At 73.2% G+C, this 25,265-nt stretch carries 24 protein-coding genes and 1 pseudogene; 17 read left to right on the plus strand and 8 right to left on the minus strand.

Going from position 1 to position 25,265, the window contains the following annotated elements:
- Nucleotides 1-34: 34 nt before the first annotated feature.
- Both C1703_RS00565 and C1703_RS00570 read right to left on the minus strand, forming a co-directional pair.
- Nucleotides 35-1,000 (minus strand): NAD-dependent epimerase/dehydratase family protein, encoded by a 966-nt coding sequence (locus tag C1703_RS00565; RefSeq protein ID WP_114249996.1) that lies wholly within the window; start codon nucleotides 998-1,000, stop codon nucleotides 35-37.
- Between the two features lie 275 nt (nucleotides 1,001-1,275).
- Complete coding sequence (locus C1703_RS00570) at nucleotides 1,276-1,803, minus strand: hypothetical protein (RefSeq protein ID WP_114249997.1); 528 nt, start codon at nucleotides 1,801-1,803, stop codon at nucleotides 1,276-1,278.
- A 179-nt stretch (nucleotides 1,804-1,982) separates the two neighbouring features.
- Between C1703_RS00570 and C1703_RS00575 the strand changes: the two genes are divergently transcribed.
- Both C1703_RS00575 and C1703_RS00580 read left to right on the plus strand, forming a co-directional pair.
- Complete coding sequence (locus tag C1703_RS00575) at nucleotides 1,983-2,660, plus strand: hypothetical protein (RefSeq protein ID WP_114249998.1); 678 nt, start codon at nucleotides 1,983-1,985, stop codon at nucleotides 2,658-2,660.
- On the plus strand, nucleotides 2,657-3,190 hold the full coding sequence (locus C1703_RS00580; RefSeq protein WP_114249999.1) for a hypothetical protein: 534 nt from the start codon (nucleotides 2,657-2,659) through the stop codon (nucleotides 3,188-3,190). The genes C1703_RS00575 and C1703_RS00580 overlap by 4 nt, the downstream gene beginning before the upstream one ends.
- Before the next feature lie 34 nt (nucleotides 3,191-3,224).
- On the opposite strand, the gene C1703_RS00585 is transcribed toward C1703_RS00580, so the two are convergent.
- Nucleotides 3,225-3,548 (minus strand): hypothetical protein, encoded by a 324-nt coding sequence (locus C1703_RS00585; protein ID WP_114250000.1) that lies wholly within the window; start codon nucleotides 3,546-3,548, stop codon nucleotides 3,225-3,227.
- A 128-nt stretch (nucleotides 3,549-3,676) separates the two neighbouring features.
- Between C1703_RS00585 and C1703_RS00590 the strand changes: the two genes are divergently transcribed.
- On the plus strand, nucleotides 3,677-4,531 hold the full coding sequence (locus C1703_RS00590) for a fructosamine kinase family protein (protein WP_114250001.1): 855 nt from the start codon (nucleotides 3,677-3,679) through the stop codon (nucleotides 4,529-4,531).
- A gap of 4 nt (nucleotides 4,532-4,535) precedes the next feature.
- Here the strand turns inward: C1703_RS00590 and C1703_RS00595 are convergent, their stop codons facing one another.
- Entirely contained in the window at nucleotides 4,536-6,194 is a 1,659-nt protein-coding gene (locus C1703_RS00595) for a catalase (protein WP_114250002.1), read from the minus strand.
- Nucleotides 6,195-6,477: 283 nt separating this feature from the next.
- Here C1703_RS00595 and C1703_RS00600 point away from each other — a divergent pair, with 283 nt between their 5' ends.
- Nucleotides 6,478-6,927 carry a hypothetical protein gene (locus C1703_RS00600; RefSeq protein ID WP_114250003.1) on the plus strand — a complete coding sequence of 150 codons (450 nt, stop codon included), beginning with the start codon at nucleotides 6,478-6,480 and terminating at the stop codon, nucleotides 6,925-6,927.
- A gap of 70 nt (nucleotides 6,928-6,997) precedes the next feature.
- Here the strand turns inward: C1703_RS00600 and C1703_RS00605 are convergent, their stop codons facing one another.
- A complete protein-coding gene (locus C1703_RS00605; RefSeq protein ID WP_030869562.1) occupies nucleotides 6,998-7,234 on the minus strand; it encodes a hypothetical protein in 237 nt (78 codons plus the stop codon).
- A 696-nt stretch (nucleotides 7,235-7,930) separates the two neighbouring features.
- Between C1703_RS00605 and C1703_RS40260 the strand changes: the two are divergent.
- From C1703_RS40260 to C1703_RS00635, 6 genes and pseudogenes are all read left to right on the plus strand, one after another.
- Nucleotides 7,931-8,467, plus strand: a pseudogene (locus tag C1703_RS40260) (ATP-binding protein); the annotation flags it as partial.
- Between the two features lie 718 nt (nucleotides 8,468-9,185).
- The gene (locus C1703_RS00615) at nucleotides 9,186-9,608 is read left to right on the plus strand and encodes a roadblock/LC7 domain-containing protein (protein ID WP_114250004.1); all 423 of its coding nucleotides are present in this window, start codon (nucleotides 9,186-9,188) and stop codon (nucleotides 9,606-9,608) included.
- A complete protein-coding gene (locus C1703_RS00620) occupies nucleotides 9,605-9,967 on the plus strand; it encodes a DUF742 domain-containing protein (protein ID WP_114250005.1) in 363 nt (120 codons plus the stop codon). The genes C1703_RS00615 and C1703_RS00620 overlap by 4 nt, the downstream gene beginning before the upstream one ends.
- Entirely contained in the window at nucleotides 9,939-10,565 is a 627-nt protein-coding gene (locus C1703_RS00625; RefSeq protein WP_114250006.1) for an ATP/GTP-binding protein, read from the plus strand. Before C1703_RS00620 ends, C1703_RS00625 begins: the two co-directional genes overlap by 29 nt.
- Nucleotides 10,562-11,800, plus strand: a complete 1,239-nt coding sequence (locus tag C1703_RS00630; RefSeq protein ID WP_114250007.1) for a cytochrome P450 — start codon at nucleotides 10,562-10,564, stop codon at nucleotides 11,798-11,800. Before C1703_RS00625 ends, C1703_RS00630 begins: the two co-directional genes overlap by 4 nt.
- A complete protein-coding gene (locus tag C1703_RS00635) occupies nucleotides 11,797-13,023 on the plus strand; it encodes a cytochrome P450 (protein ID WP_114250008.1) in 1,227 nt (408 codons plus the stop codon). The genes C1703_RS00630 and C1703_RS00635 overlap by 4 nt, the downstream gene beginning before the upstream one ends.
- Nucleotides 13,024-13,241: 218 nt before the next feature.
- Here the strand turns inward: C1703_RS00635 and C1703_RS00640 are convergent, their stop codons facing one another.
- The gene (locus tag C1703_RS00640) at nucleotides 13,242-14,729 is read right to left on the minus strand and encodes a helix-turn-helix domain-containing protein (protein ID WP_114250009.1); all 1,488 of its coding nucleotides are present in this window, start codon (nucleotides 14,727-14,729) and stop codon (nucleotides 13,242-13,244) included.
- A gap of 215 nt (nucleotides 14,730-14,944) precedes the next feature.
- Between C1703_RS00640 and C1703_RS00645 the strand changes: the two genes are divergently transcribed.
- The 5 genes from C1703_RS00645 to C1703_RS00665 all read left to right on the plus strand — a co-directional run bounded on the left by C1703_RS00645 (nucleotide 14,945) and on the right by C1703_RS00665 (nucleotide 20,130).
- Nucleotides 14,945-15,565 carry an L-threonylcarbamoyladenylate synthase gene (locus tag C1703_RS00645; RefSeq protein ID WP_198678046.1) on the plus strand — a complete coding sequence of 207 codons (621 nt, stop codon included), beginning with the start codon at nucleotides 14,945-14,947 and terminating at the stop codon, nucleotides 15,563-15,565.
- A 170-nt stretch (nucleotides 15,566-15,735) separates the two neighbouring features.
- The gene (locus C1703_RS00650) at nucleotides 15,736-16,491 is read left to right on the plus strand and encodes a dienelactone hydrolase family protein (protein ID WP_114250010.1); all 756 of its coding nucleotides are present in this window, start codon (nucleotides 15,736-15,738) and stop codon (nucleotides 16,489-16,491) included.
- Between the two features lie 119 nt (nucleotides 16,492-16,610).
- Nucleotides 16,611-17,468 (plus strand): MHYT domain-containing protein, encoded by an 858-nt coding sequence (locus C1703_RS00655; protein ID WP_114250011.1) that lies wholly within the window; start codon nucleotides 16,611-16,613, stop codon nucleotides 17,466-17,468.
- Nucleotides 17,469-17,515: 47 nt separating this feature from the next.
- Nucleotides 17,516-19,021 (plus strand): metallophosphoesterase, encoded by a 1,506-nt coding sequence (locus C1703_RS00660; protein WP_114250012.1) that lies wholly within the window; start codon nucleotides 17,516-17,518, stop codon nucleotides 19,019-19,021.
- Between the two features lie 80 nt (nucleotides 19,022-19,101).
- Entirely contained in the window at nucleotides 19,102-20,130 is a 1,029-nt protein-coding gene (locus C1703_RS00665) for an LLM class flavin-dependent oxidoreductase (protein WP_114250013.1), read from the plus strand.
- A gap of 3 nt (nucleotides 20,131-20,133) precedes the next feature.
- Here the strand turns inward: C1703_RS00665 and C1703_RS00670 are convergent, their stop codons facing one another.
- Both C1703_RS00670 and C1703_RS00675 read right to left on the minus strand, forming a co-directional pair.
- Nucleotides 20,134-21,108 (minus strand): TauD/TfdA family dioxygenase, encoded by a 975-nt coding sequence (locus C1703_RS00670; RefSeq protein ID WP_114250014.1) that lies wholly within the window; start codon nucleotides 21,106-21,108, stop codon nucleotides 20,134-20,136.
- 84 nt (nucleotides 21,109-21,192) lie between these two features.
- On the minus strand, nucleotides 21,193-22,734 hold the full coding sequence (locus C1703_RS00675; RefSeq protein ID WP_114250015.1) for a glycoside hydrolase family 32 protein: 1,542 nt from the start codon (nucleotides 22,732-22,734) through the stop codon (nucleotides 21,193-21,195).
- A 160-nt stretch (nucleotides 22,735-22,894) separates the two neighbouring features.
- Between C1703_RS00675 and C1703_RS00680 the strand changes: the two genes are divergently transcribed.
- Together C1703_RS00680 and C1703_RS00685 are read left to right on the plus strand one after the other, a co-directional pair.
- Nucleotides 22,895-24,304 carry an extracellular solute-binding protein gene (locus C1703_RS00680; protein WP_114250016.1) on the plus strand — a complete coding sequence of 470 codons (1,410 nt, stop codon included), beginning with the start codon at nucleotides 22,895-22,897 and terminating at the stop codon, nucleotides 24,302-24,304.
- Nucleotides 24,301-25,257 (plus strand): sugar ABC transporter permease, encoded by a 957-nt coding sequence (locus C1703_RS00685; protein ID WP_114250017.1) that lies wholly within the window; start codon nucleotides 24,301-24,303, stop codon nucleotides 25,255-25,257. The genes C1703_RS00680 and C1703_RS00685 overlap by 4 nt, the downstream gene beginning before the upstream one ends.
- Nucleotides 25,258-25,265 lie beyond the last annotated feature (8 nt).

Genomic DNA, 25,265 nt, shown 5'->3' on the forward strand with positions numbered 1-25,265 from the left:
GCCGGGCGCGGTGGTGTGGGCGGGCCCGGCCGGCTCAGTCCTCGGTTCCGTCCTCGCGGAACCAGGCGATCGTGCGCCGCAGCCCTTCCTCGGCGCGCACCTGCGGTTCCCAGCCGAGCTTGTCGCGGGCGAGCGTGATGTCCGGGCAGCGCACCGCCGGGTCGTCCACCGGGCGTTCGATGAAGCGGATGTCCGAGGGGGACCCGGCGAGTTCGACGACCAGCCGGGCCAGGTCGAGCATGGTGATCTCGGTGGGGTTGCCGATGTTGACGGGGCCGCGCATGCCGTGGGCGGCCGCCGCGAGGATGCCGCGGACGGTGTCGTCGACGTAGCACAGCGAGCGGGTCTGGCGGCCGTCGCCGGTGACGGTGAGGGGCTCGCCGGCCAGGGCCTGCCGTACGAACGTCGGCACGGCGCGTCCGTCGTGGCCGCGCATCCGGGGGCCGTAGGTGTTGAACAGCCGCACGATGCAGGTGTCGGTGCCGTGGGTCTCGGCGTGCGCGGTGGTCAGCGCCTCGCCGAAGCGCTTGGCCTCGTCGTAGACGCTGCGCGGGCCGACGGGGTTGACGTTGCCCCAGTAGCGCTCGTCCTGGGGGTTCTGCTGCGGGTCGCCGTAGACCTCGGAGGTCGAGGCCAGGACGAAGCGGGCCCGGGAGGAGTGCGCGAGTTCGAGGGCGTTGCGGGTGCCGAGGCTGCCCGTCTCCATGGTGTGCAGGGGCAGCCGCAGGTAGTCGGCCGGGGACGCCGGGGAGGCGAAGTGCAGGACGAGGTCCGGCGGGCGCTTGACCCGCAGCCCCTCGGCGACGTTGGCCTGCACCAGCGTGAAGCCGGGCCGTTCGAGCAGGGGCGTGATGTTCTCGGGCCGGCCGGTGCTGAAGTCGTCCACGCAGGTGACGGTCGCGCCCGCGTCCAGCAGGGCGGCGCACAGGTGGGAGCCGACGAACCCGGCGCCGCCGGTGACGACGGCGTGCTCCCAGCTCCGTGAGAGGGCGATGGTCATGGGGGTCTCTCCTCCGTCAGCGGCGTCACTGCCCGGCGCGACGGCCGTCGGAGGGTGGCCGGAGGCCGTCGAGCCCACGATCAGCGTCCGCCGACCGTGCGGGCGGGGCACGGTCGCGTACGGCAAACCGGTGAGTGACGGAGGGTGAGGGGCTGCGGGCGGCCCCCTGTTCGCGCAGGTCGCAACGGGGAGAGCGGGAGTCCGGGAGCAGAGGCGGCCGTCCAGCCGGCGGCGGGGCGGCACGGTCATCCGCTGGGCGGCTCGGGCGGTCCGCGTCAGGCGATCAGCGTGCGGCCCGGGTTCAGGCGGTCGAGGAGCTGGGAGTGGTGCAGGGCGGCCACGGGCGCGAGCAGGTCCGGGTGGCGCAGCAGGGCGGCGGCGCTGCGGTCGCGGTCGTCGGGTGCGACGAGGCGGCGGAACTCCGCGGACGCGCCGGTGCCCTGGCCGTTCCCGGCGAGCGCCGCCACCGCCAGCGAGGCGAGCTCCGGGTCGGTGAGCAGACTGGCCGCCCAGCTCGCCACCACCTCGTCCACCCAGGTGCGCCAGGGGTGCGCGTCCACGTCGTCGTCCAGGCCCGCGTCGGCGCCGGTGAGCCAGTCGAGCCGCGCGGAGCCGCCGGGGCCCGCCATGCCGAGCAGGGCGGCGTCCATCGCCGTCGGATACCTGAGCCACGCCGCGACCGTCACGGCCTGCCGGGCCTGCACCTCGCACAGGGCGGAGGCCAGCGCGCCGCCGGAGGCGGGGAAGGCGCGGGTCAGCCACTGGGCGGTCGCCGCGATGACAGGGGAGAGATCTGCTTGCACTTCCGGGCCGTCCGAAGGAGGGGAGCGGGAATTCTGGTCGTAGACGGTAACCGCCGCTTCCCGTGCCCGGGCGTGATCGGGACCTCGTCCGTGACGTGGCCTCGGCCACATCACGCCGGGCCGCACGCGCGGGGCAGCTGGTCCCGTTTCGTGCCGGGCGGGCCGGGCACCCGGCCCGCGTGCTCTCCCACGGACCCGAACCCGCTGGTCGGACCCCGTCGCCGGGGCGTTCGCCGCGCTTCGACGGCTGGATCGCGGGGATCGGCACGGCCACCGGCACCCGCGTGGTGCTCGGGCACTGGGCGAGGTCGCCGTTCGGGCCGTTCAGCGACGTGATGGTCGAAGGGGCCGACGGGTGGCGGCTGCTGCTGGCGCCCTCGCGGGAGACGGCGGACTTCGTCGCCGGCACGTACGTCTTCGACGAGGTGCGCGTGGTGCCGGTCCGGGTGCGGATCACCGGCCGGCACTGGGCGGTCTCCGCACCGCCGCTCGACCTGCGCTTCAGCACAGGCCGGAGGAACCTGACGGGCCTCGCGCTGCGGGCGGTGCCGGGCCGGCTCGCCACCCGGCCGGCCTGGATCGCGCTGTGGGACCGGCCCGCCCTGCTGCTGCTGGGTGCGCGCACCCACGGCAGCGCCCGGGCCGGCCGGCACCAGTGGTACGGCGCCCGGGACCTGCACCCGGTCGTCTCGGCCACCGTCCGCCACGAGGGCGAGAGCCTCGGTGCCCTCGCCCCGGTCGAGCCTCCCGTGCGGTTCGGGTCCGGCTCGACACCCCGCAGCCCCTGTGTCGTGCGCGTCACCACGAGGGTGGCCGTGGAGCAGGGCCGGAGTACGACGACAGGAGCAGCGTCATGACGGAACAGCGAGCGGGTGCGCCGGGCGCCCGGCGTGCCCCGGCCACGGACATGTCCCTGCTGGGCATCTACCTCAACGACCATCTCGCCGGTGCCACCGCCGGTACCGCGCGGGTCCGCTACCTGCTGCGCTCGTGCCGCGGCACGCCACTGGCCGACGCGCTGGCCCCGGTCGCCGACGAGATCGCCGAGGACCGGGAGAGTCTGCTCGACGTCATGCGGCGGCTCGACGTCCCGGTGCGCCGCTACAAGGTCTACGCGGGCCGGGCGGTCGAGCAGGTGGGGCGGCTGAAGAGCAACGGCAGCCTGGTGCGGCGGTCCCCGCTGAGCACGCTGTGGGAGCTGGAGGCGCTGCGGCTGGGGGTGGAGGGCAAGGCGGCCGTCTGGCAGACGCTGCGTGATCTGTCCGCCACGGACCGACGCCTCGACGCGCGGCGGCTCGACGAGCTCATCGCTCGGGCCGGCCGGCAGCAGGCCACGCTGGAGGAGCTGCGCCGCAGGCAGGTCGGGGTCGCCTTCCGCGAGGCCTGAGACCGCCCCGAGGCCTGGCCGGGCGGTCCAGGGCTCACCAGAACCTGCTGCTGAGGGCGGGCTGGTGGGCCAGTTCGACGGCGTCCCGCAGCCGCAGCGCGACGCTGATGGTGGCGCGCAGCGCGGAGGGGCGTACGGTCTGGGCGGTCTCGGTGGCGAGGACCAGCAGGCAGGCGGCCGCCTGTTCGACCACCGACAGGGGGAGGGTGAAGTCGCTGTCGGCGGCCGCGCGGAACGCCTTCAGCGGGATCGCGGCGCCGTCGATGGCCCGGTGCGCGGCATGCTCCAGGTGCTGTGCGGCCTGTTCGCAGACGGGGGCGGGCAGGGCGATGGTGCGCTGGAACGGTGAACTCGTCATGACCCGACTGCTCCCCCGGCGGCGGCCGGTTCTGTCGGCGTGCGGCGGGATTTCACCGTCCCGCGTGACCGGCCGGCCGCGGTCGTACGCTGGGTGCCGATCACGCTGGGAGTTCGGGAGGAGTACGGATGACGGCCCCCACGGATGTCGCGGTCCGGTTCACCGGGCGGGCCGTCGAAGCGGAACGGCCCCTGTCCGGGAGCCTCACCGAGGTCACCCTCGACGACGGGCGGGTCGTGGTCGTCAAACGGTCCGGCGAGCCCGGGGCGCCACGGGCCGAGGCGGCCGGGCTGCGGTGGCTGTCCGGGGCCGGGTCCGTGCGGCTGCCGGCCGTGCACGGGCACGACGAGGGCTGGCTGGTCGTCGACCGGGTTCCGGACGGGCGGCCGAGCCGGGAGGCGGCGGTCCGCTTCGGCCGGGACCTGGCCGCCCTGCACGCCGCCGGGGCGCCCGCGTTCGGCGCGCCGCCGCCGGACGGGCCGGCGGACGCGTACATCGGGCTCGCCCCGATGCGCAACGAGCCCGGCGCCGACTGGCCGCGCTGGTACGCCGAGCAGCGGGTGCTGCCCTATCTGCGGCGCGCCGTCGACCAGGGCACCGTACGTCCCGGCGAGGCGACCGATGTTGAACGCCTGTGCGAGCAACTGCCCGCCCTCGCGGGGCCCGCCGAGCCGCCGGCGCGGCTGCACGGCGACCTGTGGAGCGGCAATGTGCTGTGGGCGGCCGACGGGCACGTCTGGCTGATCGACCCGGCCGCGCACGGCGGGCACCGCGAGACGGACCTGGCGATGCTGCACCTGTTCGGCTGCCCGCACCTGGAGGCGGTGCTGGCCGGCTACCAGGAGGAGGCGCCGCTCGCCGACGGCTGGCGGGACCGCGTCGGCGTGCACCAGCTGTTCCCGCTGCTGGTGCACGCCGTGCTGTTCGGCCGGGGCTACGCGGAACAGGCCCTGTCGGTGGCCCGTTCGGCCCTGGCGGGATGACCGGTCAGCGCGTGACGACGTGCCGCTCGTCGGGCACGCAGTGCGTCATGGTGAGGCCCTCGACGTCCCGCGGCTGGTTCTTGCCCAGCCTGGACAGGCGTTCGCGGTCCTCGTCCGTCAGGTCCTGGCTCGCCAGCGGCTCCAGACCGGCCACGTCCTCGGGGCCGATGCCGAGTCCTTCGCCGACCCGCAGGCCGAGGTCGTTCTCGACCAGCAGGAAGTGCCACACCATCCGCTCCTGGATGGCCCGGTCGCACGGGGACAGTTGACCGATGAAGTTCTTCACCAGGTCGTCGCGCTCCCAGTCCTCCATCAGCAGGTAGCGCTGACCGGCCTGGAGGTAGTCGTTGGTGCGGGGGATGCGCTTGCGGGTGAGCCGGCCGGTGATCTCGGGACCCTGCTCGTCGTGGGTCGGGTACGCGGCCTCGCGCAGGCCGCCGGTGATCGACGGCTCGTAGTTGACCTGCGGGTTCTCTCCGCCGCCGTCCTGGTGGTACGCCATCTGGCCGTCGCGCTGGTTGGTGCGCACGTCGGCGTTCCTGGCCTGGTTGACGGGCAGCTGGAGGTAGTTCGGGCCGACCCGGTAGCGCTGGGTGTCGCTGTAGGAGAAGGTCCGGCCGACGAGCATCTTGTCGTCGGAGAAGTCCAGGCCGTCGACGAGGACGCCGGTGCCGAAGGAGATCTGCTCGTTCTCGGCGAAGAAGTCCTTCGGCATCCGGTCCAGCACCATCCGGCCCACCGGCTTCGGCGGGAAGTCCTGCTCGGGCCAGGTCTTGGTGTCGTCCAGCGGGTCGAAGTCGAGTTCCGGGTGGTCGTGGTCGTCCATCAGCTGTACGAGCAGCTCCCACTCGGGGTACTCGCCGCGCCCGACCGCCTCGTACAGGTCCTTGGTGGCGTGGCCGAGGGTGTCCGCCTGGACGTTGGCCGCGTCCTCCTCGGTCATGCTGCGCACGCCCTGCTTGGGCATCCAGTGGTACTTGACCAGCTTGGTCTCGCCGTCGGCGTTGACCCACTTGTAGGTGTTGACGCCGAAGCCCTGCATGTGGCGGTAGTCGGCGGGGATGCCGCGCGGACTGAACAGGTTGACCAGCATGTGCATGGCCTCGGGCGTCTGCGACATGAAGTCGAAGATGCGGTTCGGCTGCTGCTCGAAGGTCACCGGGTCGGGCTTGAGGGCGTGGATGACGTCCGGGAACTTGATGGCGTCGCGGATGAAGAAGACGCCGAGGTTGTTGCCGACGAGGTCCCAGTTGCCGTCCTCGGTGTAGAACTTGACGGCGAATCCACGCGGGTCGCGGGCGGCCTCGGAGGAATCGCGGCCGCCGATGACGGTGGAGAAGCGGACGGCCACGTCGGTGCGTTTGCCGCGCTCCTGGAAGAGTTTCGCCCGGGTGTAGCGGCTGATCGGCTCGTCGCCCCAGGTGCCGTAGGCCTCGAAGTGGCCGTAGGCGGTGACGCCGCGGGCGTGCACGACGCGCTCGGGGATGCGCTCCCGGTCGAAGTGGCTGATCTTCTCCAGGAACTGGTAGTTCTCCAGCGTGGCCGGGCCGCGGGCGCCGACGGTGCGCTGGTTCTGGTTGTCGTAGACCGGATGGCCCTGGCGGTTGGTGAGGACCTTGCGGTCGTCGCCCGGAGCGGGACCGGTGCCGGATACGTCCGTCATAAGCGTGGGCTCCTTCGGCTCGGGACCGGCGGCCGGCCGGGGCCGCGCGCCGCGCGCACCGCCCGACCGGTCGCGGCGGGACGGCCCGGGTACCCGGAGGCACGGGGTCAGTCACGTCCCGCAGGCCACTCGCACGACGGGCCCGGCGGCCGCTCGGGCCACTCTCACGGCAGGGAGGGCCAACCGTTCTCCGGCTCTGATCGCGTACAACCTCTGCCCGGCGCGGGGTGTCTTTCCCTCCGTGGGGTGACCACCCCTTCGACTCGTTCCAACGGGGGAACACATGAGCCTGATCCGCAAGCACACCCGCCGCGGCACGACCGCGGCCCTCACCCTCCTGATGGCGGCCACTCTGGGCGCCGTGGGCGCCGGGTCGTCGAGCGCGGGCACCGCCGCGCCCGAGACGCGGCAGATCGCCTCGTCCACGCTCGGCTCCGACTACAAGATCACTCTCACCGCGCTGCGTTCGCCGGAGGACGAGTACGCCGCCTCCGTGCGCCTGCAGGTCTACACGCAGTCCGGCGGCGGCTGGAAGGAGTCGGACCGGGTGACCGTGGGCGGCGTGGACGGCTGGTTCTGGTACCCGCTCACCGGCAAGGGCGCCGTCTGCGAGTTCTCCACCGCGAGCAGCGAGCCCGCGCCACTGACGGTGAGCCTGCTGCTCACGCCGTCCCTCGGCTGCTCCGAGCCGGCGCACTACGTCGTGAAGGAAGGCAGGGTGTACGCCGGCTGAACCGCCCGCGCAGGACACGGCCCGGACCCCGCCGGGAGGGTGGGGTCCGGGCCGTGCGGGCCGGTCGTGCTCAGCCGCCGTTCAGACGTGCGCGCAGCAGCCCCTTGCCCAGTTCGGCACCCTTGCGGCTGTCCGCCTGGGCCTTGCGGAACAGGTCCGCGACCTCGGTGTCCTTGGCGCGCTCCGCGTCCTGGATGTAGCTCTCCAGACGCAGGGCGTTGCTCAGGCACGCCTCGACGTACCAGATCAGGTTGTAGTCCTTGTCCTGCGTACCGGTCACGCCGCCGGTCTCCGTCTCGCTGGTCATTCGGACCTCCTTCTCGCGGAGCGGACCTCTTCAGGCGCCGGACGGGTACCCCTCCTCCGCACGGGCACACAGCCCTGCACGGTCACGTTCGGTGACCCACTGATCACGTCCACCGTGAGCGGCGGGGCAGACCCGTACGCATCGCCAACTCCCCTCCCCCGCACGGCAATCCCGACAGTTGCCACAGATGCGAACAGACACCGAGCACTTTCGGAACGAAGTGGCGTTCCACCGTGCGAGACCGGTCGATGACGGTGTGTACTGTGCTGCGGGTGGCTCGCCAGAGCACCCCGGACCCAGCCCTGCCCGACTCCCACTGGAATCGACTCGATGATCGCTTTGCCGGACCTGGTCGTCGGTGGTCTCGCCGTCGGCACGCTGTCCGCGTTCGCCCTCGGCGGCGGGCTGCTGCGCTCCCGGCGGCACCTGGCCGCGCAGCGCGCCAAGACGGCCGCGCTGCGGGCTCAACTCGACGGCACCTCACGGGCGTTCACCGCCGAGGTCGAGCATCTGGCGGCGCGGCGCGTGCCCGCCGCGGCCCGGCAGGCCGCGCATCCGCACGTCGCCGTGCCCGGCCCGCTCAACCCGCAGCTGGCCGGCTCGCCCCTGGAAGCGGCGCTGGAGCAGGTGCTGACGGGGGTGCAGGCCGAACTCGCCGCGCAGCGCACCCGGATCGACGCGGCGGCACAGGCCGGGATGCGCGGGGCCACCCGGGAGATCCAGGCGGCGCTGTACCGGCTGCAGGACGCCCTGCGCGGACTCCAGCAGCGCTACGACGACCCCGAGCTGGCGCAGACCCTGTTCGAACTGGACCACGAGAACGAGCAGTCGCTGCGCCGCGCGCAGATCGCCGCGGTGGTGTGCGGGGCCTGGGTCGGGCTGGCCCGGGAGGAGTCCCACCTCGTGGACGCGGTGACGGGCGGTCAGGCCCGGCTCGCGGGCTACCAGCGCGTCAAGGTCGGCAACCACCTGCCGGCGGGCACCGCCCTGGTGTCCCACGCCGTGGAGCCGGTCGCCATCATCGTCGCCGAACTGCTCGACAACGCGCTGCGGCACTCCGCGCCCGACACCGAGGTCGTGGTCAACCTGGAGGCCGTCCACCACGGTGTCTGCGTCACCGTCGACGACGCCGGGCTCGGCATGACGCAGGACGAACGGGCCCGCGCCCAGCGGCTGGTGGGCGGCAGCGAACCGATTCTGCTGACCGAGCTGGGCGACCCGCCGCGCATGGGACTCGCCGCCGTGGGACAGCTGACCCGGCAGTTCGATCTGAGCGTGGACCTGTCCTCCCCGTCCCCGTACGGCGGGGTGCGGGCCGTGCTGCTGATCGACAGCCACCTGCTGACCCGGATCGACCCGGAGGAACTGCCGCCAGCGGCGAGCGCCCCGCGGTCGACCCGCAGGACGCCGACACGGGACACGCCGAGCGGCCCGAAGTCACCCGCCCCGGCCACCGCGCCCGACGGTGCCGGACCGAAGTCACCCGCCCCGGCCACCGCGCCCGACGGACCCCGGCCGGCCACGAACCCCCGGGACGAACCGCACCCCGCCGCCACCGCGGCCCCCACGTCCCCCGCGGCCCCCACCGCCCCCGGCACCCCCACCACCCCCGGCGCCGATCACGGCTACGGCACGGAACACATCGACCCGGCCTCGCCCCGGCCTCCGGTCACCCCGGCCCGCGTGACAGCGGCGGCCTCCCCAGCGGCGCCGCCGCAGCCGGACCGCCGGCCCGGCCGACGCGCCCGCGGCGGCACGCGCCGCCGCCCGAGGAGTCCGCCGCCGCCCTCGGCGCCCTCCAGTCCGGCACGGCGGCGGCCCGTTCCGCCACCGGTCCGAACACCGGGGCCGTCCCAGCCGTATCTGAGGGTGCCCCGGCCACCACCACGGCCGGAACGGCAGCCGACGACACCGGTCACGGCCGGAACGACGACGAAGGGGGAACGGCTCGATGAGCAGCCGCGCAACGGGGGACACGGCATGGGTGCTCGAACCGGTCCTGGAGGTGCCGCACGTCGTGGCCGCCGTCCTGCTCACCCGGGACGGGCTCGTGACGGGCTACACGGACGCGCTGTCGCAGCCGTCGGCCGAGCGGGTCGCGGCGATCACCAGCACGGTGCAGGGCGCCTGCCGCACCGCCGCGGCGGCGTTCGCCGACACCGACCGGGCCGACATCCGGCAGGTCGTCATCGAGTCGGACCACGGCTATGTGCTCATCGTGCCGACGGACCACGGCACCTGCGTGGCCGCGTACGGCGATCCCGAGGTGCGGCTGGACCTGCTCGCCCACCGGGTCCACTCGCAGGTGGCGCGGCTGGGCGAGAAGGCGATGGCCGCCGGAGCCCGAGGTGCCGACGGCGACGCGCCGGCATGACCGGCCGCCGAGGCGGCCGTCCCCTGGTTCCCGCGTACCTGTCGACCGGTGGGGTGGCGCGGCCCAGCCGTGCCCACCTGGAGCGGCTGTCGGTCCTCACCCGCAGCGGTGAGCGGGCCCCGGCCGATCTGCCCGCCGCCCAGGCGGCGCTGCTGGAGGAACTGGAGCACGGGTCGCTGACGGTGGTGGAGGCCGCGGCCCTGCTGCGGCTGCCGGTCTCGGCGGTGCTCGTGCTGGCCGCCGACCTCATCGACCGCGACCTGGCGCTGGCGCGCGCGCCGATCCCGCCCGCCCGGCGCTTCGACCCCGACCTGCTGAAGAGAGTGGCCGATGGCCTCCGCGACCTCAAGCACCGTTGACGAGCGGCCCGGCGGTGCGGGCATCCACCTGCCCGACACCGCCCGGGACCTGGTGAAGATCCTGGTCACCGGGCCCTTCGGGGTGGGCAAGACGACCCTCATCCGGTCCGTCTCGGAGATCCGCCCGCTGCACACCGAGGAGCCGCTGAGCGAAGCGTCCGCGCGGGTGGACGATCTCGCCGGGGTGCGGGACAAGTCGACCACCACGGTCGCCATCGACTTCGGCCGGATCAGCCTGCCGGGCGGGATCGTGCTGTACCTGTTCGGCACCCCCGGCCAGGAGCGGTTCCGGGCGCTGTGGGACGACATCGCCCACGGGGCGCTCGGCGCGCTCGTCCTGGTCGACGCCCGCCGGATCGACGCCTCCTTCGACGTGCTCGGGCTGGTGGAGGAGTCCGGACTGCCGTACGCGGTCGCCTTCAACACCTTCCCGGACGCGCCCCGCCACCACACGCCCGAGCAGTTGCGCGCCGCCCTGGACCTGGAACCCACCACGCCGATGCTGACCTGCGACGCGCGGGAGGCGGACTCCTCCGTCGACGCCCTGCTCGCGCTGGTCCAGCACCTGATCGACCACCACCCCCCGGAGCCCCGGTGACCCACCCGTCCCCCGCCGAGCAGGCCTTCTCCCGCACGGCCCCCGTCCGCCTCTGGGAGGACGGCTTCGCCCGCGACCCCCGCCCCTACTACGCCGCCCTGCGCGCCCACGGCGCGGTCGGCTGGGCGGAACTCGCGCCCGGTGTGCCGGCGTACGTCGTGACCGGCCGGCGGGCGGCGCTGGACCTGCTGCACGACACGAAGACGTTCTCGCGCGATCCCCGGCCGTGGGAGGCGACCGTCCCCGACGACTCGCCGGTGCTCGGCATGATGCGCTGGCGGCCCAACACCCTGTTCGCCGACGGCGCGGCCCACCTGCGCTACCGCACCTCGCTGATCGACGCCTTCGACCTGGTGGAGCCGCACGACCTGCGGGCCCGGGTGCACCGGGCCGTGCACCTGCTGGTGAGCCGGATCGGGCCGCGGGGCGAGGCCGACCTGGTCGGCGAGTTCACCAGGCCGCTGATGGCGCTGGTGTTCAACAGCCTGTTCGGGATGCCGGACAGCGCGAGCGACCGGCTGGACGCCGCGATCGGCAAGGTGGTCGAGGGCGGCGCCCGGTCCGCGGCGGGCGAGGCCGAGTACGCCGGATACGTGCTGGAGCTGATCGCGGCCAAGACCGCCCGGCGCGGCGAGGACCTGCCGAGCTGGCTGCTGGACCATCCGGCGGGGCTGACGCCCGAGGAGGTCACCTGGCAGGTGTTCCTCACGCTCGGCGCGGGCTACGAGCCGACGTCCAACCTGCTGTCCAACGCGCTGTCCAGGATCCTCGGCAACCCCGCCTTCTACTCGACGCTGACCAGCGGCGCCCGGCCCGTGACCGAGGCGGTGCTGGACGTCCTGCACCACGAGACGCCGCTCGCCAACTACGGCGTCCACTACGCCCGCACGCCCGTCGACTTCCACGGCGTGTGGATCAGGGCCGCGGTGCCCGTGGTGATCTCGTACGGGGCGCTCACCCAGGCCGCCGAGGAGGAACGCGTCGAGGACCGCCGCCCGGGTGACGCCTCCCACCTGTCCTGGTCGGCGGGCCCGCACGCCTGCCCCGTCCGGCAGCCCACGCTGCTCATCGCCACGGAGGCGATCGAACGGCTCACCCAGTGGCTGCCCGACCTGGAACCGGTGCTGCCCCGCGAGGGCCTCACCTGGCGGCCCGGCCCCTTCCACCGTTCGCTGACGGCGCTGCCCGTCCGTTTCAGCCCCCGCTCCCCCGACCACCCTGGAGGACGTCCGTGACCGTGACCGACCGCATCGCCCTCGACCCGCTGGGCGCCGACATCGCCGGCGAGAGCGCCCGGCTGCGCGCCCTCGGCCCGATCGTGCCGGTGGAGCTGCCCGGCGGCATCCCGGCCTGGGCGCCCACGCGGTACGACACGCTGAAGGAACTCATCCTCGACCCGCGGGTCAGCCGGGACCCGCGACTGCACTGGCGGCTGTGGCCCGAGGTCGGCGAGCATCCGTCCTGGGGCTGGATCCTGGGCTGGGTGGGCGTGGTCAACATGCTCTCCACCTACGGCGCCGACCACACCCGGCTGCGCAAGCTGGTGGCGCCCAGCTTCACGCACCGGCGCACCGAGGCGATGCGGCCCCGCGTGGAGGCGATCACGGCGGAGCTGCTGGACGCGCTCGACGCCGCCGGCGACGAGGTCGTGGACCTCAAGGAGGGGTTCGCCCATCCGCTGCCGATGCGGATCATCTGCGAACTGTTCGGCGTGCCGGACGCGTTACGGCAGGACACGGTCCGGCTCGTCGCGGCCATCATGGACACCTCCGACCCGAGCCCGGAGCACGCGGCGTCCGTGCAGCGGCAGATCGGCACGGTGCTGCCCGCGCTGATCGCGCACAAGGCGGCGCACCCCGGTGACGACATGACCACCGAGCTGATCCGGGTCCGGGACGAGGACGGCGACCGGCTCAGCGACGAGGAGTTGCTGTACACGCTGCTGCTGGTCATCGGCGCCGGGTTCGAGACGACGGTCAACCTCATGGGCAACGCGGCCGTCGCCCTGCTGCGCCGCCCCGAGCAGCTGGCGGCCGTGCGGTCCGGGGAGATCGGCTGGGACGCCGTCGTCGACGAGACGCTGCGCGCGCACCCTTCGATCGCGTCGCTGCCGCTCCGGTTCGCGGTCACCGACCTCAGCGTCGGCGGCGTCGAGATCCCGGCCGGGGACGCCATCATCACGACGTACGCCGCCGCGGGACTGGACCCGGAGCACTACGGGCCGGACGCGGACGTCTTCGACGCCACGCGCGCCGCCGACGACCACCTGTCGTTCGGCATCGGGGTCCACCGCTGCATCGGCGCGCCGCTGGCCCGTCTGGAGGCCCTCACCGCGCTGCCGGCGCTGTTCGGCCGTTTCCCCGGGCTGCGCCTGGCCGCCGGCGACGAGGGCCTGCGCCAGGTGCCGTCGTTCATCGCCTTCGGCTGGCAGGAGATCCCGGTGCGGCTGCGGGGCTGAGGCCGCCGGGCGTACGGGCAGGGCGCGGGAGCGCGACCGGTCCCCCGTTCCGGTCGAGCCCCCGCGGTTCCTCGAACTTACGTGCAGGGCCGAGGGCTTGTGAACCGTGTCGATGCCCGCTGCCGGCGCGGCAGGACTCACCCGTGCACAGCCGAGTCCGGATGGCCCTGTTTCGTCCCGCTGGAGCGTGCCAACCGGTTGCGCGGAGGGCGGTCCGGTCACCCGCGGTGGTGGAAAACCGGCAGGTCGAGGTCGCCCACGGCCAGATGGGCGAGCACGACCTCGTACAGGTCGGTGCCCGCGGCCAGCAGCTGGCGTTCCAGGACCGGTTCGGCGCTGCGGACGTGCTCGCGCACGGTCTGCGCGTGCATGCCCAGGGCCTGCGCGGCCCGTTCGGCGTTGCCGCCGGCGGCGATCCAGGTGCGCAGCGTCCGGCGCGGGTTCCTCGCGTCGGCGTCGAGCCGGCCCAGCAGGTTCTGCGCCCAGGTGCGCACGGCGGGCCCGGACAGCAGGTCGGCCAGGCGCGGCCCCGGGTGCGCGGTGTCGCTCGCGAACTGCGCGTCGGGCAGGCCGATCCGGGTGTTGACCGCCAGGTGGACGACGGCCCGGGCCGTGAGGTCGGCGAAGTCCGTGCCGAGCAGGGTCTCCACACGTTCCATCCGGGCGCGGACGGTGTTGCGGCTGACGCCGAGGACCTTGGCGGCGTTGACGGCGGTGAACTCCAGGCCCAGGCGGTTGGTGGCGAGGAGTTCGGCGCGGGTGTGGTGCGGCAGGGTGTCGAGCGGGCGCAGCAGGCGGGCCGTCCAGCGGCGCAGCGCCGCCGGGTCCATCAGACGTTCGGGGTGGGTGCGTTCGGCGTACACGGCCGTCTTGTCGGGCCGGAAGTGCGCGACGGCGAGGGCGCTGACGGCCTGTCCGTAGGCGGTGGCGGTGCGCGCGAGGCTCTGCCGGACGCTGCCGCCGAGGAAGAGGTCGGGGTGCCGGCCGACCAGGGACCGCAGGGCGTCGCCGGTGGTCTCGCGGGGGCCGACGACGATCACGTGGCCTTCCATGGCCGGGCAGCGCACGACCAGCGCCTCCTCCCGGGTCCGCTCCAGGCACTCCTCGGCGATGCGGTCCCGGGCGGCGGGATCGGACTCGACGACGTACACGCACGCCGTCTCGGCGTCGAGCAGTCCGGGCCAGAGCCCGGCGGCGACCCGGCGGGCGGCGATGGTGTCCTCGACCATCAGCAGCTGCAGGATGGCCAGGCGCAGGTCGGAGGTGGCCCGCTGGAGCCGGTGTCCGGCCGCGGTCGACTCGCCCGCCGTCAGCAGCAGCTCGATCACCTGGGCGGTGTGCGTGACGACGTCGGCGGCCCGCCGGTCGAAGGGGGCCTCGCGGGAGACGGCCAGGACGCACGCCTGGGACGGGTGTTCCACCCGGACCAGGCGCAGGTGGCGCCCCTGGCCCTCCCACGCGGCGGAGGCGATGCGGCCCGCGGTGATGTCCGCGACGAGGCCGGGGTCGAGCGGGAACCGGGTGCCGGCGAGGAGGTTCCCGGTGGCGTCCTGCAGGGCGACCGACCCGCGCACGGCGCCGGAGAGCCAGGCGGCGACCCTGCGGACGTCGCGTCCGGCCGGGCGCAGGTGCTCCAGCAGTTCCTCCGCCCACGCCGTACCGGCCGGCGTCCCCTGCTGCCGGTTCCCGTCCTCACGGCCAGCCACCTCGGCCTTCCCCTCGCTCTCCGCGCCGCCTCCGGCACACCGGTCGGGGACGTTACCCCACGTGCGCCGACCTCTCCTTCCGGTCCGAACGCCGAACGGCACACGCCCTCTTCCCGGCGCCTCCTCGGCCGCCTGCCCGCGCACCGCACGCGCGCCCGGCAGCCCCGGTACCCCGCCTGCTCGGCCCCCGCACACGGGCGGCATAAGCTCGACGGATGGCGAAGTACTACGACGTGCACCCCGACAACCCCCAGCCGCGCACCATCGGCCAGATCGCCGACAGCATCCGTGCGGACGCCCTGGTCGCCTACCCCACGGACTCCTGCTACGCGCTCGGCTGCCGCCTGGGCAGCCGCGACGGCATCGACCGGATCCGCACGATCCGCAAGCTGGACGACCGGCACCACTTCACCCTCGTGTGCCAGGACTTCGCGCAGCTCGGCCAGTTCGTGCGGGTCGACAACGACGTGTTCCGCGCGATCAAGGCGTCGACACCCGGCAGCTACACCTTCATCCTGCCCGCGACGAAGGAGGTGCCGCGCATGCTGCAGCACCCGAAGAAGAAGACGGTCGGGGTGCGGATCCCCGACCACGTCGTCACGCAGGCGCTGCTCGCGGAACTGGGCGAGCCGCTGCTGTCCAGCACCCTGCTGCTGCCGGGCGAGGAGGAGCCGATGACGCAGGGCTGGGAGATCAAGGACCTCCTCGACCACGTGCTGGACGGCGTGGTCGACTCCGGTGACTGCGGCACCGAGCCGACCACGGTCATCGACTTCTCCGGCGGGGAGGCCGAGATCGTGCGGCGCGGCGCCGGCGACATCTCACGGTTCGAGTAAGGCGGCACCGCACGGTTCGGGTAAAGGGCGCGCCAAGGGCCGTTCACGGTTGCGCCGCGTGCCGTGGGGTGGGCGAAATGCCCCGGAAGGGGCGTGCCACGATGACCGTGATCCGCCCGGTCCACGCGGACGGGTTCCTACCCGCTCCCCCGCAGAGAGGCAGCCCAGCCATGACCGCCGTACAGGGAACCGCTGTCGACATCCCCACCGAGGACGGCACCGCCGACGCGTATCTGGCCCGTCCCGCCGACGGGGCCGCCCACCCGGCGGTCCTGCTCTTCATGGACGCCTTCGGGCTGCGTCCGCAGCTGCGGTCGATGGCCGACCGGCTGGCCGCCGAGGGCTACACGGTGCTGGTGCCGAACGTGTTCTACCGGCACGGCCGCGCTCCCCTGTTCGATCTGCCCGAGTTCATCGACCCGGGGGCGCGTCCGGAGATATTCGAGCGGATCATGCCGGTCATGCGGGACCTGACGAACGAGCGGGCGATGCGGGACGCCGGTGCCTACCTGCGGTGGCTGGCCGAGTCCCCCGCCGCGGCGGACGGGCCGGTCGCGCTCACCGGGTACTGCATGGGCGCCCGTCTGTCGCTGCTCACCGCCGGCACGTATCCGGAGCGGGTCGCGGCCGCGGCGGGCTTCCACGGCGGACGGCTGGCGACGGACACACCGGACAGCCCGCACCTGGTGGCCGGCCGGGTCACCGCCGAGCTGTACTTCGGCCACGCCGACCAGGACCCGTCGCTGCCGCCGGAGCAGATCGAGCGCCTGGAGGAGGCCCTGACGGCGGCGGGCGTCCGCCACCGGTGCGAGGTGTACGCCGGCGCGCCCCACGGTTTCACGCAGAAGGACACCGCTTCCTACCACCAGGAGGGCGAGGAGCGGCACTGGGTGGCTCTGCTCGACCTGCTGAAGCGCACATTCTGACCCCAATCGACTCCCCGTCGGCAGAAGTTGCCGCCCTACCGTCGGTAAGGGCTTGCTCGCGCCCGATCCCTGCGCGTAGACCTTGCTGGACACAGCCGTGACTCGGGGGGAGTTGGCTCATGGACGGCACGGTCGAGGGGTTCCGCTACGGTGCGGTGACCCCGGTGGCGGCGTATGTGATGGCCTGTCTGGGCGGGGCGCTGGGGCTGCGGTGCATCGTGCGCTCGCTGCTGAACACGCAGTCGTGGAAGCCGGGGTGGCTGGCGTTAGGCGCCGCCTCCATCGGATGCGGCATCTGGACGATGCACTTCATCGCCATGATCGGCTTCCACGTGGAGGAGACCCGGGTCCGGTACGACGCGGCCACGACGGTGCTCAGTCTCGTCGTGGCCGTCGTCGTGGTGGGCGTCGGCGTCTTCATCGTCGGCTACCGCGGCACGGGCGGCGCGACCCTGGCGGTAGCGGGTGTCGTCACCGGACTGGGCGTCGCGGTCATGCACTACCTGGGCATGGCGGCGATGCGGCTGAACGGCGACATCGGCTACGACCCGCTCGGGGTCACGCTGTCCGTGCTGATCGCCATCGCCGCCGCGACCGCCGCGCTCTGGGCGGCCGTCACGGTCCGCGGCCTGTGGACGAGTCTCGGGGCGAGCCTGGTGATGGGCGTGGCGGTGTCCGGGATGCACTACACGGGCATGGCCGCCGTCAGCGTCCATGTGCACGACACCCCCGGCGGTACGTGGGCCGGTGAGTCGCCGCTGTCGCTGCTGCTGCCCATGCTGCTGGGGCCGGTCGTCTTCCTGCTGCTGGCCGGGGTCGTGGTGATGTTCGATCCGCTGCTCGTGCTGGGCGAGCGGCCGTCCCCGTCCCACCCCACGGCCACGGCCACGGCCACGGCCACGGCCACGGCCGCCAACTCCGTCCCGGCACCGCGCGGTTCGGGGCACGACACGGTGGCGCGCGCCCGCCGGCGGTGAGCGGCCCGCCTGCGGGCGGTAGCAAGACCGGTTGTTACGGTGCCCCGGTGTCTGACTCCTCACGCGATACCGCCGCAGGCGCCGGCTGGGGCGGCGCCGAACGCGGCGACTACCGGCGGCTGATGCCGCAGCGGGTCGAGAAGATCTCCTGGCTCGACCCCAGGATGCTGTGGGCGGCCCGCAACGGCGTACTGGCCTCCTGGTTCGGCGACCCCACCGGCCGGACGCGCGGCCGGTGGGTGGCACAGCGCGAGGCCGCCGGGGCACCGGCCGACAAGGTGATCCGGCGTGACGACCCGGACCGGTTCTCGTTCCTGGTCATCGGCGACACCGGCGAGGGCGACGACCCCCAGTACGCCGTGGTGCCGGGCTTCCTGAAGACCGGTCAGGACACCCGTTTCGCCATCCTGGCCAGTGACGTGATCTACCCGGTGGGCAGCGCGGACGACTACGGCACCAAGTTCTTCCGCCCGTACCGGGACTACCGGGCGCCGATCTACGCGATCCCCGGCAACCACGACTGGTACGAGGATCTCGGCGGGTTCATGCGCGTCTTCTGCGACGACGCCCCGCCCCTGCCGCCCGAACCCCGGCCCCGTCCGCTGACCCGGGCCTGGCTGCGGTCGCTGCTGTGGCACCGGCCGCGCCCGGAGGACGGCCAACGCCTCGACGAGGCGAGGAAGTTGCGCTCGGCGCCCGGCCAACGGGCGGTCCAGCCGGGGCCCTACTGGGCGATCGACGCGGGGCCGGTGCGGATCATCGGCATCGACACCGGTCTGCTCGGCACACTCGACGCCGAGCAGGGCGCCTGGCTGCGGGAGATCTCCCAGGGACCCCGCCCGAAGATCCTGATCACGGGATCGCCGCTGTACGTGGACGGCCGGCACGAGCCGTGCGCCATCGAAGGGGGCGGCACGGTCGACGACATCGTCCGCGACCCGGCGCACCACTACGTGGCGGCGATCGGCGGCGACATCCACAACTACCAGCGCTATCCGGTCCGGCTGGACGACGGGCGCACCCTCCAGTACGTGGTCGCGGGCGGCGGCGGGGCGTTCATGCACGCCACGCACACCATCCCCCGGGTCGATGTCGCCGGCGTCACCGAGCGGGACTTCCGCTGCTACCCGCTGCGCGGCGACTCGCTCGCCTTCTACAGCCGGCTCTACGGCCGCCGGATGCGCCTGCCCCGCTTCTTCACGCTCACCGAGGCGGAGGCGACCGCCGTGATCGCCGAGCGCCTGGGCATCACGCCCGCGCGCACCCCGGACGCCTCGACCCGGGTCACCCGGCGCGTGCGGCTGGTCGCCGGGCTGCTCGGCACGGGTCGCCGCCCCGACCGGGCCAAGCGGTTCCGGCTGCCCGTGCGGAAGATCTACACGTCGCTGTTCTCGCCGAGTTCGGCGACGTACAGCCCGCCGTTCTTCAAGTGCTTCCTGCGCCTGGACGTCTCCCCGGAGGCGGTCCGGCTGCGCTGCTACGCGGCCACCGGCAACCGTGCCCAGGAGATCGACCCGCCGGTCGAGGACGAGGTGACGATCCCGCTGTCCTGACCCGCCGCGGCGGGAACAGCGCGGGAGGCCGCCGGGTTGGCACAGCCATAAGCCATTGAACGTTCAATGATGGAGGGTCCGTGTCACCGACTCCGCGACCGCTGCGCAAGCTGGGTTTCCTGACCATCGGGCTGTTCGACGAGGCGGATCCGCGCCGGGGCCACGAGTCGACGCTGGAGATCATCGAGCTGGGGGAGCGCCTCGGCCTCGACAGCGCGTGGCTGCGCCACCGCCACCTCCAGTACGGCATCTCCTCCCCCGTCGCCGTGCTGGCCGCCGCCTCCCAGCGCACCCGCCGCATCGAACTCGGCACGGCGGTCACCCCGCTCGGCTGGGAGAACCCCTTGCGCCTCGCGGAGGACCTGGCCACCGTCGACCTGCTGTCGGGCGGCCGGCTCAACCCGGGCGTGAGCGTGGGCCCGCCGATGCACTTCGACGAGGTCAAGGGCGCCCTCTACCCGGACACGGCCGACGCCGAGGACTTCGGCTACGGGCGGGTGGAGCGGCTGCTGGGCTTCGTGCGGGGCGAGCCGGCGACGGACTTCAGGGGCGTGGAGGGCTTCGAGACCTTCTCGGACCGGGTGCAGCCGCACTCCCCCGGCCTCGGCCGGCGCCTGTGGTACGGCGGCGGCAGCCTGCGGTCGGCCCGGTGGGCGGGCGAGCACGGCATGAACCTCCTCACCAGCAGCGTCGTGAAGGCCGAGGAGCCCGAGGGCCCGTACGACTTCGCGGAGATCCAGCTGGCCCAGATCCGGGCCTTCCGGGCCGCCCACCCCGACGGCGAGGCGGCCCGGGTGTCGCAGGGCCTGGTCGTCATCCCCACGGACTCGGCCTCGGCGGAACAGCGCGCCCGGTACGAGGAGTACGCCGCCCGGCGCACCCCGCGTACGGCGGAACCGCACGGTCCGGCACGGCTGCTGTTCGCGCCGGACCTGGTCGGCACCTCGGCGGAGATCGCCGAGCGGCTGCACGCGCACGCGGCGTTCCGGGAGGTGGACGAGGTGGCGTTCGCACTGCCGTTCACCTTCGCGCACGAGGACTACGTGCAGATCCTCACCGACATGGCGACGAAGCTCGGCCCGGCGCTGGGGTGGCGGCCCGCCGCCTGACCCTCACCAGCGGCCGGGCTCGCTCCCGGTGATCGCCTCCGAGGGCGTGCCGTCCACCCCGGCCGGCACGTCCCCGGCGAGCATCACCCGGTGCATGATCCGCGGGTGGTCGAGGTGGGCGGTGTCGCTCGGGGCCAGATGCATGGTGGCGCGGTTGTCCCAGAAGGCCACGCTGCCCGGCTCCCAGCGGAACCGGACGGTGTACTCGGGCCGGACCGCCTGCTCGAGCAGCAGTTGGAGGATCGCGCTGCTCTCGGGCCGGGAGAGGCCGGCGATCTGCTCGACGTAGTAGCCGTTGACGTACAGGATCCGCTCGCCCGTCTCGGGGTGGACGCGCACCAGGGGGTGCAGCGAGGCCACCTGGCGGTCCAGCAGGTGGCGGACGTAGGCGTCGTCGCCGGGGCGGGGCTGGTAGCCGACGCCGAGCCGGTGCTCGGCGCGCAGCCCGTCGACGAACTCCCGCAGCGGCGCGGAGAGTCCGGCGTACGCCGCCGCAAGGTTCGCCCAGGTGGTGTCGCCGCCGTAGGGCGGGACGGTCTCGGCGCGCAGGATCGTGGCGGCGGGCGGGTCGACACGGGCGCCGTGGTCGCAGTGCCAGCCGCGCAGCAGGGTGTGGCGGCGGCGCCGCAGCCACTCGTCGTGCTCCATGCCGTAGCGCCCGCCCAGCTCCAGCCGGTCGGCGGTCGTCTCGATCTCGGGGACGTCCGGCGGCGAGGCCTTGCCGCGCCGCGGCAGCACCACCGGCTCCCCGAACCGCCGCGCGAGCGCCACGTGCCCGGCGTGGTCCAGCCGTTGCCCCCGGAAGAACACCACCTTCCACCGCAGCACCGCCGCCCGGATCGCGGCGACCACCGCGTCGTCGAGGTCCGCGGCCAGATCGACTCCGCTGATCTCGGCCCCGATGTACCCGGCGACCGGCCTCACCTCCACCCCGGCCTCCCGCGCCGCCTCGTCCGTCGTCCGGTTCTCCGTCGTCATGCGTGCTCCGCTGGTCGTGGGCGTGGTCCGTCCCGGAGATCGTGACAGCGATCGCCGTGCGGGGCGACACCGCGCCCACGCCTGTCACACCTCGAACTCGCGGATCACGACGTCGCGGAAGACCGCCTTGCCGTCGATGGTGAACAGCGCGAGCCCGGTGTCGACCAGGTAGGGGAACACCGCCGACGAGTGGGTGTACCGGCCGTCGTCCACGAACATCTCCACGGAGGTGCGGTCGACCAGGATCCGCAGGCGCACCCTGCGCGCGGACGCGTCGAACGGGCTGCGGCTCTCCTGCCACCTGCCCGACAGGTCCGGGGACACGCTGGGGCGTCGGTTGAGGAAGGCGTAGTCGCGGTGGACGCCGGCGTCGATGTGCCGGACGCCGTCCGGGGAACGCCGCAGCTGCAGGCCCGCGCCCGCCGCCTGGTCCCAGGTGATCTCGCAGGTCAGCTCGTACGCGGTGCCGCGGTGGTCGAGGAGGCGGGTGCCCTCCACCGCCAGGTCGCCGAGCCGTACGGTGCGCGAGACGTAGCGGTCGAGCGCGGCGACCGGCCTGGACGCCAGGTGGTACGTGCCGTCGCCCCCGCGCTCCAACGTCACCTCGCGGACGATCGAGTCGGTGCCGTTGAAGCCGTCGCTGTCGATCGTCGGCGTGATGTGGGCGTAGTCCCAGTTGTTCAGCCAGCCGATCGCGTAGCGGGTGCGCTCGTCGAGCGTGCCGCCGGCGTCCCGCTTGTCGAAGGTGACGGCCCCGTACCAGTCCCAGCCGTGGTCGAGCCACTGCGGATCGGCCGCGTCGGCGGTGAAGGCGCTGCCGTCGAAGGAGCCCGTCCAGTAGGCGTACGTGTTCGGCAGCCCGGCTCCCTTGCCGTTGGCGCTCACGCCCAGCACCCACTTCGCCGTGCCGTCCGCGGCGCGGATCCGGAACAGGTCGGGGCACTCCAGCACCCCGATGCCGCCGCGCACGAAGCCGCTCACGTACCTCCAGGACTTGAGGTCGGCGGAGTGGTAGAAGCCGACCTTGTCGTTCTCGGCGAGGGTCATCACCCACCGGCCGCGTTCCTCGTCGCGGATCACCTTCGGGTCGCGGAAGTCGCGCACGCCGGGGTTGGGCAGCACCGGGTCGGTGCCGTGCGGGGTGAACGTGCGGCCGCCGTCGGTGGAGTAGTACAGGTACTGGGCCTGGTCGGCCGGGCCGTCGTGCGGGGACATGGTGGCCAGGACGACGACCGCGCCCGCGCCGAAGCCCGCCGTGTTCCCGCTGTCGACCACCGCCGAGCCCGACCAGACGTCGCCGTTGGGGGTGGTGTCCTTCGGCACGGCGATCCCCTGGTCGGTGAAGGAGACCAGGTCACGGCTGGTGGCCAGGCGCCAGGCGGTGCCGACCTCGCCGGTGAGGTAGTCGGCGTTGTGGAGGTAGTAGTAGTGGTACGCGCCGTCGATCCAGACCGGGCGCTGCGGGTCGTTCTTCCACTGCTCGGGGACGGTGAAGTGGTATGCGGCCCGGTAACTCGCCTGCTTCGTCCGGGGCTTGGCCGCTGCCGGGCCCGCCGCGGGCAGCAGGGTCCCGGCGGCTCCCACGGCCGACCCGGCGAACAGCGCTCTCCTGGTGATCCCGCCCATCACACTCGTTCCTCCCGTCGGTGACTTCGGCTCATGGGATCAGGACTTTCGGACCTAACTCGTTAAAGGTCAAGCGGTCGCACGCCTTGACAGGTTCTCGTCGCGCTCACATCATCTGGGGCATCAACCCACGGCTAACACGAGTTAGGCCCTTCACACGATGACCGACTCGCACCTCACCCGCCGCGCCCTGCTGCGGTACGGCGCCTACGGGGCGGGAGCCGCCGCCCTGGCGGGCACCGCCGCGAGCTGGGACCGGCTCACCGGAGCCGACATCCCCGGCCGGGACGACGGCTCCCTCGTCGTCGCCACCCTGGGCCCCGCCTACGGGCCGGAGGCCATCCGCACGCTCCAGGAGGGCTTCGCCGAGCTGCACCCCGGCATCAAGCTCCGGATCAACGCGGTCCAGGCCGTCGACTGGTCGGACTTCTTCGCGAAGATCCTCACCCAGGTCGCCGCCGGCACCGCCCCCGACCTCGTCTACGTCGCCACCGAGGGCGTGCAGCTGTTCGCGCAGCGCCTCGGCGTGGCCCTGGACAAGTGGGTGAAGCGGGACGCGGCCGAGCTGAAGGAGTACTTCACCGACGTCCACCCCTCGCTGGTGGAGTCGATGATGTACGAGGGCAGCCTCTACCAGCTGCCGGTGGAGTTCAACGCGGCCGACATGTACTTCAACCGGCAGGTGCTGAAGCGGGCGGGCGCCGCGTTCCCGCCGGCCGACTGGACCCGCGACGACTTCACGGCGCTGCTGCGGGACATGAAGAGGTCGAGCGGCTCCCGCTTCACGCCGTACTTCTGGACCAACCGGCTGTGGGGCGGCGTGGTGCCCTGGCTGTTCGCCAACGACACCAACCTGCTCGCCGAGTCGAAGGCGCCCGGCGGGCAGTGGCTGTGGGACGGCTTCTACCCGGCCGGGCAGCGCGTGGGCCGCGGCGGCGGTTTCCGCTGGACGACGCCGCAGGCCACGCACGACCGGGTGGAGGAGGTCTACGACTACCTGGCCTCGCTCATCCAGGAGGGCCTGTGCACCCGCCCCGAGGGCGGCAACGGACAGAACCTCATCGGCGTGTTCTCCACCGGCCGGGTCGGCGTCACCCCGGCGGGCGGCTTCTGGGCGGGCGGACTGCACCTTGCGGGCATGGATCGCGACGGGTTCGACGTGCAGTACTTCCCGCGCTGGCGCACCCAGCGCATGCAGTACGGCGCGGCGGGCTACGCGCTGCTGCGCACCTCGACGATGCAGGACGAGGCGTGGGAGTTCATCAAGTACGCCGCCCGCAGGGACACCCTGGACCGGCTGTTCGCCACGAACCAGACGACCCCGGCCCGCCGCTCGCTGCTGACCGCCGAGCGCTACGAGAAGACCGGCCCGGCGCACTGGCCGGTCTTCTACGACACCCTCGACCGGTTCCCCGACACGGGACCGATCCCGGCGCCGCCGCAGGTCGCCGAGGTCGAGCAGGTGCTGCTGAAGCACACGGGCACGGCGTTGGCCTCGCCGCGCTCGGTGCGTCCCGCGCTGCGCCGGATGCAGGGCGATCTGGAGAAGGCCATGGAGCGTGAGGTATGACGAACACCCAGATACCGCCCGCACGGGCCGCCCGGCCCGGGACGCCGCCGTCCCCGGCGGCACAGCGGCCCCCGGCGCGCGACCGCGGCACCCGGCTGCTCGCCACGCTGTTCCTGGCCCCGACGATCGTCGGCATCGTCGTCTTCACGGTCGTGCCGATCATCGGCTCGGTCGTGCTGAGCCTCTTCCACTGGAACGTGATCGACTCGCCGTCCTACGCCGGGCTCTCCAACTACGGCGAGGTGTTCGGCGACGAGACCGTGCTGGTGTCCTTCCGCAACACGCTGGTGTTCATGGTGCTCGCGGTGGCGCTGCAACTGCTCGTCGCGCTGGTGCTGGCCCTGGCCGTGAACGGGCGCATGCCCGTGTGGCTGCGGTCGGTGTTCCGTTCGGCGTTCTTCTTCCCGCTGGTGCTGTCCGCCGCGTCCATCTCGGTGGTGATGAAGTACCTGTTCAACCAGGACTTCGGGGTGGTCAACTGGCTGCTCGGCTTCGTCGGGATCGCGCCGGTGCCCTGGCTGACGTCGGAGAACGCGGCCATGGCGACGGTGGTCCTGGTCTACGTCTGGCAGCAGTTCGGCTTCTCGTTCCTGCTGTTCGTCGGCGGGCTGAACAACATCCCCAAGGAGATCCACGAGGCCGCCGCCCTGGACGGCGCGACGGGCCTGCGCAAGCACCTGTCCGTCACCCTGCCGCTGCTGTCGCCGACCCTGCTGGTCGCGTCCGTCGTCGGCATCATCAACGCGCTCCAGGTCTTCGAGCAGCCCTACGTCCTCACCAACGGCGGGCCGGGCGACGCCACCCGCACGGTCGTGATGGTCATCTACGAGAACGCCTTCGAGCAGCTCCGCTTCGGCGAGGCGTCCGCGGTGGGTGTGCTGCTGTTCGTGCTGATCATGGCGGTCACCGCCCTCCAGTTCCGGCTCAGCCGGCGTTTCGTCCACTACCAGTGAGCCGGGTG

Origin of the sequence: Streptomyces sp. Go-475 (assembly GCF_003330845.1) — a bacterium.
Lineage (GTDB): Bacteria > Actinomycetota > Actinomycetes > Streptomycetales > Streptomycetaceae > Streptomyces.